This is a genomic window from Heyndrickxia sporothermodurans, assembly GCF_003055045.1.
GTDB classification, from domain to species: Bacteria; Bacillota; Bacilli; order Bacillales; family Bacillaceae_C; genus Heyndrickxia; species Heyndrickxia sporothermodurans.
The window spans coordinates 1-14,166 of sequence record NZ_NAZB01000015.1 but is presented as its reverse complement, the minus strand read 5'-3'; the positions used below and the strand labels follow the sequence as shown (position 1 = coordinate 14,166).

Sequence of the window (14,166 nt, the reverse complement as noted above, 5' to 3'; positions counted from 1 at the left end):
GATAGAATGAGTTATTTAAGTTTGCAAAATATTGTCAAAAAATTCAATCAAGTCGAAGTTGTTAAGCGTTTAAGTTTAGATATTCAGCAAGGGGAGCTCATTTCATTTTTAGGTCCATCTGGATGCGGGAAAACAACAACCTTAAATATGATTGCTGGCTTTTTGGATGTTGATGAAGGAAGAGTTATGGTGGACGGGTCTCCCGTTCACTTGCTTCCGCCAAATAAAAGAGAAATGGGCATGGTTTTTCAAAATTATGCTCTGTTTCCCCACATGACAGTTTTCAATAATGTTGCTTACGGATTAGAGCTGCGCAAGGTTCCTAATAATGAAATCAAGACACGAGTGGCAGAGGCACTAGAAATGGTTCGGTTGTCTGGTTATGAGCACCGATACCCAAAGGAATTATCAGGAGGCCAGCAGCAACGTGTTTCATTGGCAAGGGCATTGGTCGTTAAACCAAAAGTGCTCCTCCTAGATGAGCCTTTAAGTAATCTTGATGCAAAGCTGCGCCAAGAAATGAGAGAAGAAATTGTTGCAATACAGAAACAGGTGAAAATTACGACCATTTTTGTTACTCACGACCAGGAAGAGGCACTAGCTATATCTGATCGTATTGCTGTAATGAATGGTGGATGTATTGAACAAGTAGATGATCCCGCCACCATTTATAATCAGCCAAAAACAGACTTCGTATCGCAATTTATTGGTGAAGTAAATCAAGTACAAGGGAAAATTCTTGAAACCTTTGAAGACAATTTATGCAAAATCAATTTTTATGGTAATGAGCAGCTTGTGGCCGTTCAAACTTCTGGAAAAAAAGAAATGAACTTCTTTATTCGACCGGAAAAGGTCAAAATATCACAGGAGGAAGGGGGCAAAGGCTTCCAAACACGGGTAGAAAGAAAATTATTTCTCGGTTCCAAAACAAGATACATTTTAAATGTTAAAGAGAAAAAACTCATTGCAGATATATCAAATACGGAGTTAAATCCTAATCATATTGAAGAGGGAAAGAATGTTCATACGTATTGGGAACCAGAGGATTTATTACCTTCAAAAGAGGTGAGTTAACTTGATGCAAGGAGATATCGTAACGAATCAAGAACAATCATTGTTACTTAAGCAAAAAAGGAAGAGAAATGCTAGAAAAAAACTAGATGTTTGGTTGCTACTACTACCGACACTACTTATCTTTATCTTTTTCTTTTTACTTCCATTAGTTTTTCTTTTTGTTACTAGCTTCAAAACTTTTGATGCTAATAGTGGAATTGGAAGTGAATGGACAATTCAAAATTATGTAAAGTTCCTATCTGATTCCTTTTATTTGAGCGTTTTATGGCGGACGGTGAAAATTGCTCTGTTAACGACATTGATCACAATCATCATTTCCTATCCGGTGGCCTACCAAATCTCAAAAGCGAAGGGAAGATTGAAAAACTACTTAACTCTCATTGTATTATCGCCATTATTAATTAGTATGGTGATACGTTCGTATGGTTGGGTGATTATTCTTTCTAATAAAGGGGTTATTAATAATACGCTGATGGATTTAGGTATTATTAATCAACCACTTACCTTACTTTATACAGAATTCAGCGTTATTTTAGGCATGATTCATGTTTTGTTTCCTTACATGGTATTAACGATCATGGGCTCTCTTGAAAGAATCGACCCGTCTGTCATTCGGGCATCGCAAAATCTTGGAGCAAGTTCTTTAAGAACCTTCTTTTCCGTAATGTTACCGCTAACATTACCAGGAATCTTTGCCGGTTCGGTAATGGTATTTAGCTTAAGTGTAAGCTCGTTTGTTACACCAGCAATTCTTGGAGGACCACAAGTAAAAGTGATGTCCTACTTAACTTATGAGCAAACAGCTGTAATGTTGAACTGGCCATACGGTTCAGCGATTGGTTTCCTTCTTATCTTTTTAGCGATTATCACGATTGTCATCTATAGTCGAATACTAGCTTATTCTGAAAAAGGAGTCGCCATCCAATGAGAAAAAGACTTCCAAAACTTACATTAAACACATTCTGTATAATCGTATATATTTTTTTACTGGCGCCGATTGTGGTAGTTTTACTTTCATCTTTAACGAAAACGGAATACATTACATTTCCCCCAAAGGGATTGACATTACGATGGTACACTGAATTAATCAATCATCCTGAATTTATGCAATCGTTAATTCTTAGTATCGTTGTTGCTCTTGGAACAGCCATAATTTCGACAATTATCGGCACATTTGCATCACTTGCTGTTGTAAGAAACCAATTCAAAGGAAAAGAAGCAATTGTACAGTTGATTGGCTCACCACTGTTAATTCCTTCAGTCGTATTTGGAGTCGCGCTTCTTCAATTTTATTCATGGATTGGACTTGCAGCGAGTCCGCTTGCCTTGATTATTGGACATATCATTTTAACTGTTCCGTTTGTGCTACGTCTAGTCGTTGCTAGTTTAGTTGACTTTGATCGTTCCATTGAACGGGCGGCTATGAATCTAGGAGCGAGTTCATGGAAAGTATTTTTTCACATTACCTTACCGATTATTAAATCAGGAGTTATTGCGGGCTGTATCTTTGCTTTTATTACCTCGTTTGATGATCTGACTGTTGCCTTGTTTATTGTCAGTACTGATGTTGTAACGTTGCCCGTTAGAATCTATACGTATATGCAGTACCAATACGATCCTATCATTACGTCAATTTCAAGCATCATGATTTTATTTACTATTATTTTAATGATTGTAATCGAAAGAGTACTAGGTGTTGGAAAGGTATTTGCATCCAAAAACTAACAAGTAGGTGTTATCATGCATATCAACAACCATCCAATATTGGGAGAGCGTTTACACGATCCCGTTACGATTTATTTCAATGGAAAACCACTTCGCGCCTATCAACAACAAACAATAGCCGCAGCATTAATAGCGAATGATGTCAAAAAGTTCGGGGAAAGCAGAAAACTGATGCAAGCTAGAGGCTTATTCTGTTCTCGTGGTCGTTGCTGCAGCTGCTATATGACGGTGAATGGGGAGGACCATGTTAGAACATGTATGAAAATGGTTGAGGATGGGATGGAGGTATTTCCGAATATCGGAGATCCGGATGTGAGGGGGAATAATCATGGAAACTGATGTACTTATCATCGGTGCGGGTCCTGCTGGACTATTGGCAGCCTATGAGACCGTATCGAGAGGGCTGGATGTTGTGATCATTGACGAATCTAGTTATCTTGGCGGCCAGCTTCCACAGCAAACTCAAATGTTGTCAATGCTGCCATCTCAATACCCGCCAATGAGAGGCTTTGAATTAGCCGAATTATTAATCAATCAATTACATGAATTTCCCGTGAAAATTTTATTAAATCATTCATTTATCGGATTGTATCAAGACGGAAGTATTGGTGTGTCCGATGGGGAAAATGTTTTTCCAATATCAGCAAAAAAAGTGATTGTGACAACAGGCGCAGCTGAACGGGCCGTTCCATTTTTGAAATGGACGTTGCCAGGCGTTATGACGATTGGTGCTGCGCAAACTTTAGTCAATCGGGATTTTGTCGTTCCGGGGAAAAAAGCGGTTATTTTCGGCTCAAGTGATTTTGCGCTTGATGTAGCGATTCAACTTAAACAAGTTGGCGTAGAAATTGAAGGAATCATTGAAAAATCAACTAAATTAACAGCCCGGGATACGGATAAAATAAATCTAATCAAACAAGCAAGCATCCCCATTTATCTTAATTCTTTTATTAAGGAAGTAGGGGGAAATGGTCAGGTGGAAGAGGTTTATGTACAACAGGATCAGGAAGTAAAAACGTTCCATGTTGATCTTGTTTGTGTAGACGGAGGGAGAAAACCGATTACAGAGGTATTTTACCAATTGGATTGTTCGTTTAGTTATCAAGAAAAACTCGGGGGGTGGGTCCCTCAATATAATGAGCGTTTCCAGTCCAGTCAAGAAAAGGTTTACCTAGGTGGGAATGCTGCAGGGGTATCCTTTCATGGTTCCATCTTATTAACAGGAATGATCGCTGGTATCAGTGTGTGTGAGGATCTTGGCGTATTGAAGGTCGACGAAGCGAATAGCTTAAGAGATTCATTATTTAAAGAGATAAAAATAATAGAGTCCAAACAAGATGAACATTTGTGGTTAGAAAGAATGACACACATCGAAAATTTCCTCCATCCTAAACTGAAGAATCAATTTATTTCTTAGAGAAAACAAATCTGGAGTGGGTGAAAGGAGAATTATATGGATAAAGAAACGATTATTTGCCGCTGCGAGGAATTAAGCGTGGAGGAAATTGAAGAGGTGATTCGTTTAGGGGCGGAATCTTTTGATGATATTAAACGAATCACACGATGTGGGATGGGGCCATGTCAAGCAAAGATGTGTGCAGATATAGTGTCACAAATGATCCGCGAACAAACAGGAAAAAATTATGAGGAGATCCCGCTACCACGAACAAGAATGCCCGTATCTCCAATTTCAATAGAAACATTATCCACAAATAGTCAACATTTTTCTGCAGTGAAATCTGTTCTAGATGAGGTTGAACTCGAAGATGGGAAGGTGAGATAAAATGAATACGTCCTATGAAACGATTATCATTGGAGGAGGAGTCATTGGAAATAGTATTGCCTACCATCTTTCTGAACGATATAAAGAGGGTGTCCTCGTAATCGACAAAAAATATCCCCTTTCCGGTACTTCGGGGTCCACTCAAGCTTGGGTTTGGGTACATAATAAAACGCCATCGTCCTATGCTGAATTTAGTATGTATAGTGCTGAACTATATCCCTATTTATCAAAAAAAATAGGTGATGTGGAATATAAAAGAACGGGTGGACTCTCCCCGTTTTTTAATGAAAAAGATCGAGATAAGGCCAAACGATTGGCGGAATCGTATCGTGAAATTGGTATTAAAATAAAGGTTTTATCACGGGAAGAAGTGATTGAAAAGGAACCTTCCATTAATCCAAATGTTGCTGGGGCTACGTTTAGCAAAATCGATGGAAATGTGAATCCCTTCAGACTTGTCGATATGTATATGAGAGCGGCTAAGAAAAATGGTATCGAGTATTCTTATTATAATGAAGTAATCGATATTCAAAAGAAAAACGATCAATTTATCGTTTTTACCAAAAAGGGCGAGTACACTTGTAAAAACGTCATCTTAGCTGGGGGCACATGGTCACGGGAATTGGGAAAAATGCTAGGCGTCCATATTCCAGTAAACCAAGTAAGAGGGCAAATTCTTGTAACCGAACCTCTAAAGCCATTTATCAATTATACGATCAGTGGAATGAGACAAGCGAATAATGGGGAAGTGTTAATTGGTTATTCCATGGAAGAGGCCGGTTTTAATCGTTCCACTACATTAGACGTTATGCAGGAAACGGCAAATATGGCTATGTATTATATTCCTGATCTTGGCAAGGCAAAGGTTGTCCGAGCTTTTTCAGGTATTCGTGCTGTCCCGGAAGATGGGCTGCCGATTATTGGGAAAGTTCCCTCTGTCGAAAATCTTTATGTCGCTACCATGCATAGTGGGATCACGCTTTCTCCTTTAGTAGGGACATTAATGACAGAATTATTAGTCGACGGAGATACATCCTTATCGATTGCCCCATATTCGATAGAAAGGTTTAAATAAGGAGGAAAAGAGACGATGAAGGATTTTGTAAAAGTAGGTAATTTACAAGTGGCACAAGTACTCTATGAATTTATTAATGCAGAAGCGCTTCCTGGAAGTAAGGTGGATCAGGAGCAGTTTTGGTCCGGTTTAGAAACCCTTATAAAAGATTTGACTCCAAAAAACAGGGAATTATTGGCCCAACGCGATGATTTACAAAACAAAATCAATTCATGGCACCGTGAAAATAAAGAGTTTGATTTTAATAAATATCAATCATTCTTGCAAGAAATTGGTTACTTAGAGCCAGAGGTTGATGATTTTAATATAACGACGGAAAATGTCGATGATGAAGTAGCGATTCAAGCAGGACCACAGCTTGTCGTACCAGTTGATAATGCACGCTATGCACTGAATGCCGCAAATGCACGATGGGGAAGTCTCTACGATGCATTGTACGGGACGGATGCGATCAGTGAGGAAGCGGGAGCCCAGCAAGGAGGAAGCTATAACCCCATTCGAGGGGAGAAGGTCATTCAATTTGCGAGAGAGTTTCTTGATCAAGCAGTCCCATTAAAAGAAGCTTCCCATCGTAATGCGGTCAAATATTCTATTGTTGAAGGGAAATTATCTGTTTTACTTAGTGATGGACAAACGACTCGTCTCCAAGATGAATCTAAATGTATTGGCTACCAAGGAGCAGCAGGGGAGCCGTCCGCTATTTTATTGAAAAATAATAGTCTTCATCTAGAAATTCAAATCGACCGTACCCATCCAATTGGTCAGACAGATGAAGCGGGGATTAAAGACATCCTTTTGGAAGCAGCATTAACGACGATTATGGATTGTGAAGATTCGGTCGCTGCAGTAGATGCTGAGGACAAGGTGCTTGTATATCGAAATTGGCTTGGATTAATGAAAGGTGATTTACGTGCAACTTTTAAAAAAGGGAGCCAAACAATCACTAGAACGCTTAATCCTGATCGCGTGTATACGGCTGTTACAGGTGAGGAAATTCATTTAAAGGGCCGTTCACTCATGTTTGTTCGAAATGTAGGACATTTAATGACTAGTAACATGATCGTAGACCAGGACGGTAAGGAAGTTCCCGAAGGAATGTTAGATGCCGTGTTTACGAGTTTATTAGCCAAACATTCTCTACTTGGGAATGGAAACTATCAAAACTCTTCAAAGGATTCGGTCTATATCGTAAAGCCAAAAATGCATGGATCACAGGAAGTAGCATTTAGTAATGAAATTTTTGACCGAGTGGAGGACCTACTTGGGCTTAAGCGAAACACGTTAAAAATTGGTGTGATGGATGAGGAACGCCGTACATCAGTAAACTTGAAAGCTTGCATTCGTGAAGTGAAGGATCGAATTGTCTTCATTAATACAGGGTTCTTAGATCGAACTGGGGACGAAATTCATACATCAATGGAAATCGGCCCAATGATTCGTAAAAATAACATGAAATCATCGAAATGGCTGCAGGCGTATGAGAAATCTAATGTAATGGTTGGTTTAGAGAGTGGACTTAAAGGCCGCTCACAAATTGGTAAAGGAATGTGGGCGATGCCAGATTTAATGGCTGACATGTTAAAACAAAAAATCGGCCATGTAGAAGCAGGTGCAAATACGGCTTGGGTCCCATCACCAACGGCCGCTACCTTGCACGTACTTCACTATCATCAAGTGGATGTGACAAAAGTGCAGAAAGAGCTGGAAAAAGAGGACGGGGATTTGCTACGTGATATTCTCACCATACCGGTAGCCGATCAGATTGATTGGAGTCCAGAAGAGATTCAACAGGAATTGGACAACAATGCACAAGGTATTCTTGGATATGTTGTTCGCTGGGTAGAACAAGGAATTGGCTGTTCCAAAGTACCGGATATTAATAATGTTGGATTAATGGAAGATCGAGCAACTCTACGAATTTCGAGTCAACATATCGCGAACTGGCTCCATCACGGAATATGCACAAAGGATCAAGTTCTAGAAACGTTACAGCGAATGGCAAAAGTAGTGGATAAACAGAATGCAGGAGATGCTAAATACCATCCTATGGCGGAAGATTACGCCAACTCTATCGCCTTTCAAGCTGCCTGTGACCTTGTTTTTAAAGGCTATGATCAACCAAATGGATATACCGAACCAATTTTACATCGTCGCCGTTTAGAAGCGAAGGCGAAATTTGCTGTGAAACAATAATAGACAATCGAGGGCATTCTACATATAGGATGCTCTTATTTGAAGACTAGTCGATAGGAGGAGTATGTACATTGAAATTTACTAGATTTCAAGCTGATTCTACCGTTTATACGGGTGTGATGACAGAGGGAGCCGTTAAAGAAATAAAAGGGAATATATTTGGGGATTGGGAATTTACAGGTAAGGAATTCGTAGAAAATGAGGTGAAATTATTGGCCCCCTTAGAGCCCAATCAGATCATTGGAATAGGAGCAAACTATGTTTCAAAAGTGGATGATTTACCTAGTGAACTTCCGGACATTCCTGTATTCTTCTTTAAACCAACATCATCTGTTATCGGAACGGGGGAAAGCATTGTCATTCCAGAAGGAATTGACCAAGTAAAATTTGAATCGGAATTGGCGATTATCATCGGAAAGCAAGCAAAAAATATACATGAAACAGAAGTGCTAGAATACATATTTGGCTATACGGTTGCCAATGATGTAACAGCTCCCCAATATTTTCACCAAGATGGACATTGGACCATCGGCAAATCGTTTGATACATTTACACCTTTAGGGCCGGTTATTGAAACGGAACTCGACCCATTCCAAATTCGCGTTGAAGCAAGACTAAATGATATAGAAAAGCAAAATAGTGCAACCGAATTAATGATTATTCCGATCCGTAAGATGATTTCCTATCTTTCAACCGTCATGACCCTTAAACCAGGTGACGTAATCTTAACAGGAAGCCCTGTCGGTGCAGAATTCGTGGAAGAAGGAGACGTGATTGAATGTGAAATTAAAGAGATTGGTAGACTTCAAAATAGTTTTGTAACGGCAAATATACTTACCTGATTGGGATTTGGACCGAGCCCACTGTTAGTCCTTACTGGAATGTAAGGACTGTTTTTTTTTATTGGATAAATTATTATATAGTAGGGAACGCTAACAACTATCTGTTTTTTAGGAGGAATATGATGTATCATCTTTTTTCACATAACGATTTGGATGGAGTGGGCTGCGGAATTATTGCGAAGCTGGCTTTAGGTAATCAGGTGACGGTCAGTTATAATTCAATTGGAAGACTTAATCATTCGGTGGCATATTTTCTTGAAAATGCTACAGGCAACGAGCGATTGATCATTACTGACTTGTCCGTGAATGAGGATAATGAAAAGAAAATAAATGAGTATGTGGCAGGCGGTGGAGAGGCGTTATTAATTGATCATCATAAATCGGCTTTGCATTTGAATGAGCATTCTTGGGCGGCTGTAACAGTAGAGCAAGAAGACGGAAAACTGACATCCGCAACTTCACTTCTGTATGACTATTTAGTGGAACAAGGGCTGTTAACGAAAACAAAGAGTGCTGATGAATTCGTTGAATTGGTGAGACAGTACGATACGTGGGAATGGGATGCTAATCAGAATTTCATGGCGAAGCAGCTTAATGATTTGTTTTTCATGATTAGTATCGAGGAATTTGAAGAAAAAATCCTTTCCAAACTTGAGGACGATGAGCCTTTCCAATTCGATGAAATCGAAAGCAAGTTGCTTCATGTAGAAGAAAGCAGGGTAACACGATACATAAACAGAAAGAAACGGGAAGTTTATCAAATGACCATTGACGACCATTTAGTCGGGGTTGTCCACGCGGAAAACTATCATTCGGAGTTAGGAAATGAATTATCGAAGGAATTTACACATCTCGACTATATCGCGATGGTCATGGTCGGTGGTAAACGAATCAGCCTTCGAACAATTCATGATAATGTGGATGTATCCGAAATCGCGGCACTATATGACGGAGGTGGTCATCGCAAAGCATCAGGTTGTAATTTAACAGAAAAGGCATTCAAGCAATTCGTTGAACAGACATTTTACTCCGAACCGTTGAAGCGCGATGCATACAACAATCAATATAATCTAAAAGGCTCTCCGGATGGCTCGTTCTATAAAGGTAAAAATGATGAAGCGATATTTGTTTATCAGAAAGGCAAAGGGGACTGGCAGATTAAAGTGAATCAAAAGCCACTTGAAACAGACTTTCCTTCTTTTGAGGCAGCGGAAAAGTATTTAAAGAAAGAATACGCTGCTACCTTGGTTCGTGATGCGGAGTGGATTGATCATTTGATGGGATTTTCACCTTATAAAAAATAAACATAAACCGCAGAAAGTAGTAATTTTCTGCGGTTTAATCTAACAACGGTATTAATTGATGAATCGCGGTCTCAAATTAGAAAAAACAAACTGTGGACAGTGAAACACATCGCATATTACGATTATTTATTGTTACCATAACTAATTAGGTTTGTGAAGATTCGGTATCCTCCTGGAACTTGGTCTTGGATTTGGCGATAGAATACAAGATTGGTATATAGATAGGTTCCTTTTCCATATTTCGCCATGAGGATGCCTCCTGTAAATGGATCTTCGTTTGGATCGGCCATGCTTACAAAGGTTTCAAATTGATTATCCCATTCCATCGGGTAATAGAGACCTCGTTCTTGAATCCAGTTATCCCAGTCACTATCAGTAATTTTATTCGGATAATTGAATAATGGAGAATCTGGCTTTAGCACGGTCACTTTAGCGTTTTCATCTGTTACTCTCCAGCGAATGGATGGGTCGCCAATTTTCAACTTATAAGGTGTTGTTTGTAGCGGGTCCCAACGGTCACCTGGTTTATGATACTGAACGACTAAATGTCCACCATCTTCTACATATTTTAGAAGGCGAGCATTATTTTGCAATAGATCATCACGTGACAGATACGCACGGATACCTGTTACGATAGTATCATATTGATTTAAGTCCCCAGTTGCAAGATCGGCTTCTGATAGTTTCGTAATATCGAATCCTGCGTTTGTTAAATAATCTGCTACTTTATCAAAACCACTATCAATATATCCTACTTTTAAATGGTCCGGTTTTAGTAGTTCAAAAGCTACGCCTTTTAGTTCTGCAGGATATTGATAGTAAAAGGTACCAATGTGATCATATTTTATTTCCTGAATCGTAGAGTCAAAGGATTTTCCGTTTACAGCTGTTACTGCAGATAGATTGAAATCACCTTCTTGGATGTTTTTTGGTGGTGCGAGTTTGAATGTTACTTCTTTTTCTTCTAGCTTTTTATCAAAATTTACCTTTGATGTTTGAGGTGAAACCTTCCATCCAGCAGGGATTTTTAAGCGGACGGATGAGCTTGTTTTTCCTTCCCGGTAGTTTTTGAGCTTAACGATAACGGGAATTTCCTTTTGAACGTTCGCTGTATTTACAACAATATTTTCAGGTGATAATGTTGCGCTTACATCAGGAAGTACCGCTACAGTACCTTCTAATTCTTGAACATGCACCGTTTTTGTTCCTGATGATTCATATTGTATATTGGCTTGGATAGCAGGTTGTTTGTATGCATGATAGTACTCAGCATCTTTTGGAACCTTCACCTCAAATGAAAGATTTAATTTTTTTCCCGGTTTTAAATCCTTGCTTCCGGTCTTACTTTTTACTTTCCAACCTTTTGGTACGTTTAGTGAAACATTTACCTTTTTAAGTTTTTGTTTTCCATTGTTATTTAAGCTCACTTGGACTGTTGTTTTTTGCCCTTTTGTAAGTATGTTTGATTGTGCTTTTGCAGTTACTTCTAAATTTGAAGAGATGATGCTTGCAGTTTGAAGTTGTTCTTCTTTAAGTGAAAACTTATGAAGCAGATCGGCTTTCATTTCTTTATTTAACTTTGCTTTCTTCGTTTTCTTTACTAGATTTCTTACATCTTTCAATGCTTTTTGCGTTTTTATAAAAATACGGTCTCGATTTGGATAGGAATGAATGATTTGGTTAAGTTCTTGTTGGAATTTTGTGAATTGTCTTTTTAAACCTTTTTCTTTTGCAGGAAGGGTTTGTGCCCATTCAAAAAAATTATAAGGAATACCTGCAAAAAGTTCATTGCTGTTTTTGGATTGAACAGCGGAGTACAGTAACTCTAATTTAAATTGCCTTGGTTCTGCTGGAATATCAGAGCCCATTCCTTGGCTTTTATGCATATAACGTGACTGTTCACCAAGCTGTGGATAGGTCATTCCATAAATTGGATCATACATCCCAATTTCTAAAGTCGTTGTGACAGGATCTTTAGAACCTGATGGTAAGTACAGCTTTTTAATTTGCCAAGTAGACAAACCTTCTTTTAATTGATCTGGAAATACAGTGGGATCAGCAGCATCCTTAAATGCGCGTTCACTGAGAATTTCCATTGTTCTGTGGTGCCCATGTTGGGTGTCATCATTACGGAAGGAAGGCATAACGATATCCGGCTGGTAAGTACGTATGAATCTAATTAAACGTTCGTAAGTTAACTTTTCTCCCCATTTGCTTAACGTTTCTTCCGGAGTTTTTGAAAATCCAAAGTCATAAATAGAATCAGAGGTAGTCTCACTTAAATGATAGGCTTTTACACCGGTGATTTTAGCCGCTTCAATCATTTCGCGTGATCGAATAATGCCGAGTGCATTACCTAGCTCATCTCCAATTTCATTTTGTCCACCTTCTCCACGATTGGCGATAAGACTTGATGTTTTCACACCTAATCCTCGTGATAAGTAAGCTAGAAAGTCACTTCGCTCATCATCGGGATGGGCACCCGTATTTAAAAAGGTAACCGTTGTTTCAAGTGGCTTTACGGCATTCCATAAATCTACATCCACTTTTTTGCTTCTTTTGCGTTCCCGTTTAGAGGAATAATAGTAACCGCCAATAAAATGGATAGCAATGCATATAATAGTTTCTTCACTTGTGTAACCCCTTTCATTTTTTTAGTTAAGGTTTTAAATGTAAGTCACCCCTTTTGTCCTAGGTATTTAGTAGGTTAGTTAATATTCCTAACTAACAGGACCAAAAAACCTTAACTAATAAATAACATATCGATTGAATAATGTAAATACTCTTTATTTTTTAAAAAAGTAATTAAAACCTAACTAACTAATCCGAATAGGTTTGTAAATAAAAATATTCAAAAAATATATTGTAAACGTTTTCCGAATAGGTTATATTATCTTTAGTTAATTAGTAAACTTTACTAACCAAAAAGATTAGGGCAGTGATGTTATGAGCTTAAAAGGAACACCGATGGAAATGAAATCTATCAATAAAAAAAGAGTGCTTCAATGTATTCAAGACTTCGCTCCCATATCGAGAGCAGAGATTTCAGCAAAAATTAAAATTAGTAAACCAACTGTATCGATATTGGTGGATGAACTTATAAACGATAACTGGGTAATTGAAAAAGGAATTGGTGAAGCTTCCTCCCAAGGTGGGAGAAGACCGATACAATTATTTTTTAATCATAAGGCTGCTTATGTTATCGGAATCGATATTGGTGGAACAAAAGTAAAAATAATCATCAGTGATTTAAGTGGCAATATTGTAGCTGAAAATAGTTTTAAAACAAATGAATATTTGGAAACGGGGTTGTTAAGTCACATTTCCAAGGAAGTGGATTGGCTAATCGATAAGGAAAAGATTGCCCAAGAAACGATCTTAGGAATGGGAGTGGGGATACCAGGAATCACCGATACAATTAGTGGTTTGGTAGTAGAGGCACCTAGCTTAAATTGGTTCAATTATTCCATTATAAACGAAGCGAAAAAATATTTCTCATTTCCAATTTATGCTGACAATGATGTGAATGTTGCTGCCCTTGGGGAACAATGGCTTGGCAAGGCCAAAAATAAGAATAATGTACTCTTTATTGCTATTGGGACAGGGATAGGATGCGGCATTATTATTAATAATCAACTGTATCGTGGTTCCTCCAGTGCCGCTGGAGAAATGGGTTATATGGTAACTGATAAAAAAGATGTGAAAAGCAATTTTAAACCTGTTTTTTATCGATATGGCTATTTAGAAAGTGTAGCCGGAGGAAAATCAATTGGGGAAAAACTAACTGAGAAGATTCGAAACCAGAGTGAACATCCATTATTTGAAGCAGTAAAAAACACTGATTTAAGTGCGGAAACTGCTTTTAAATTAGCACAAGCTGGTGACAAAATAGCCCAGCAAATTATAGATGACGCAACTGATCATTTAAGCTATGGAATTGTCAATGCTGCCAGTTTGCTAAATCCGGAGATCATTATTTTAGGAGGTGGTGTTTCGAAATCAGCTGAACAAATTTTACCTAATGTACGTGAAATTGTGAATCAATATCTTCCGAGTTCAGTAGAAATCTACACATCACAGTTAGGGGACAACGCAGGGGTTTTAGGAGCTGTTTCACTATTTTTACGAGAACATGAAAGTATCATTAAACATTCATAGGTATTGTAAAAA

Annotated in this window: 12 protein-coding genes; 11 read left to right on the top strand and 1 reads right to left on the bottom strand. The window is 38.4% G+C overall.

Annotated elements, in window-relative coordinates:
- The first annotated feature begins 6 nt into the window (after positions 1-6).
- From B5V89_RS06090 to B5V89_RS06045, 10 genes are all read left to right on the top strand, one after another.
- Entirely contained in the window at positions 7-1,074 is a 1,068-nt protein-coding gene (locus tag B5V89_RS06090; RefSeq protein ID WP_066228196.1) for an ABC transporter ATP-binding protein, read from the top strand.
- Between the two features lie 4 nt (positions 1,075-1,078).
- Positions 1,079-2,002 (top strand): ABC transporter permease, encoded by a 924-nt coding sequence (locus B5V89_RS06085; RefSeq protein WP_066228234.1) that lies wholly within the window; start codon positions 1,079-1,081, stop codon positions 2,000-2,002.
- On the top strand, positions 1,999-2,799 hold the full coding sequence (locus B5V89_RS06080; protein ID WP_066228193.1) for an ABC transporter permease: 801 nt from the start codon (positions 1,999-2,001) through the stop codon (positions 2,797-2,799). The genes B5V89_RS06085 and B5V89_RS06080 overlap by 4 nt, the downstream gene beginning before the upstream one ends.
- Before the next feature lie 15 nt (positions 2,800-2,814).
- A complete protein-coding gene (locus B5V89_RS06075; RefSeq protein ID WP_066228190.1) occupies positions 2,815-3,138 on the top strand; it encodes a (2Fe-2S)-binding protein in 324 nt (107 codons plus the stop codon).
- Positions 3,128-4,216, top strand: a complete 1,089-nt coding sequence (locus B5V89_RS06070) for an NAD(P)/FAD-dependent oxidoreductase (RefSeq protein ID WP_066228187.1) — start codon at positions 3,128-3,130, stop codon at positions 4,214-4,216. Before B5V89_RS06075 ends, B5V89_RS06070 begins: the two co-directional genes overlap by 11 nt.
- Positions 4,217-4,252: 36 nt before the next feature.
- Positions 4,253-4,582, top strand: a complete 330-nt coding sequence (locus B5V89_RS06065) for a (2Fe-2S)-binding protein (RefSeq protein ID WP_066228184.1) — start codon at positions 4,253-4,255, stop codon at positions 4,580-4,582.
- A gap of 1 nt (position 4,583) precedes the next feature.
- Positions 4,584-5,657 carry an NAD(P)/FAD-dependent oxidoreductase gene (locus tag B5V89_RS06060; protein WP_066228180.1) on the top strand — a complete coding sequence of 358 codons (1,074 nt, stop codon included), beginning with the start codon at positions 4,584-4,586 and terminating at the stop codon, positions 5,655-5,657.
- A 15-nt stretch (positions 5,658-5,672) separates the two neighbouring features.
- Positions 5,673-7,850, top strand: coding sequence for a malate synthase G (locus B5V89_RS06055; RefSeq protein ID WP_066228178.1), 2,178 nt, complete (start codon positions 5,673-5,675; stop codon positions 7,848-7,850).
- Between the two features lie 71 nt (positions 7,851-7,921).
- Positions 7,922-8,692: a fumarylacetoacetate hydrolase family protein gene (locus tag B5V89_RS06050; RefSeq protein ID WP_066228175.1), complete on the top strand. Its 771-nt coding sequence runs from the start codon at positions 7,922-7,924 to the stop codon at positions 8,690-8,692.
- Between the two features lie 122 nt (positions 8,693-8,814).
- Entirely contained in the window at positions 8,815-9,996 is a 1,182-nt protein-coding gene (locus tag B5V89_RS06045) for a DHH family phosphoesterase (protein ID WP_108070974.1), read from the top strand.
- A 122-nt stretch (positions 9,997-10,118) separates the two neighbouring features.
- Here B5V89_RS06045 and B5V89_RS06040 read toward each other — a convergent pair whose 3' ends face one another.
- On the bottom strand, positions 10,119-12,542 hold the full coding sequence (locus tag B5V89_RS06040) for an NEW3 domain-containing protein (protein ID WP_244913450.1): 2,424 nt from the start codon (positions 12,540-12,542) through the stop codon (positions 10,119-10,121).
- Between the two features lie 400 nt (positions 12,543-12,942).
- Here B5V89_RS06040 and B5V89_RS06035 point away from each other — a divergent pair, with 400 nt between their 5' ends.
- On the top strand, positions 12,943-14,154 hold the full coding sequence (locus B5V89_RS06035; protein WP_235598278.1) for an ROK family transcriptional regulator: 1,212 nt from the start codon (positions 12,943-12,945) through the stop codon (positions 14,152-14,154).
- The last annotated feature ends 12 nt before the right edge of the window (positions 14,155-14,166 follow it).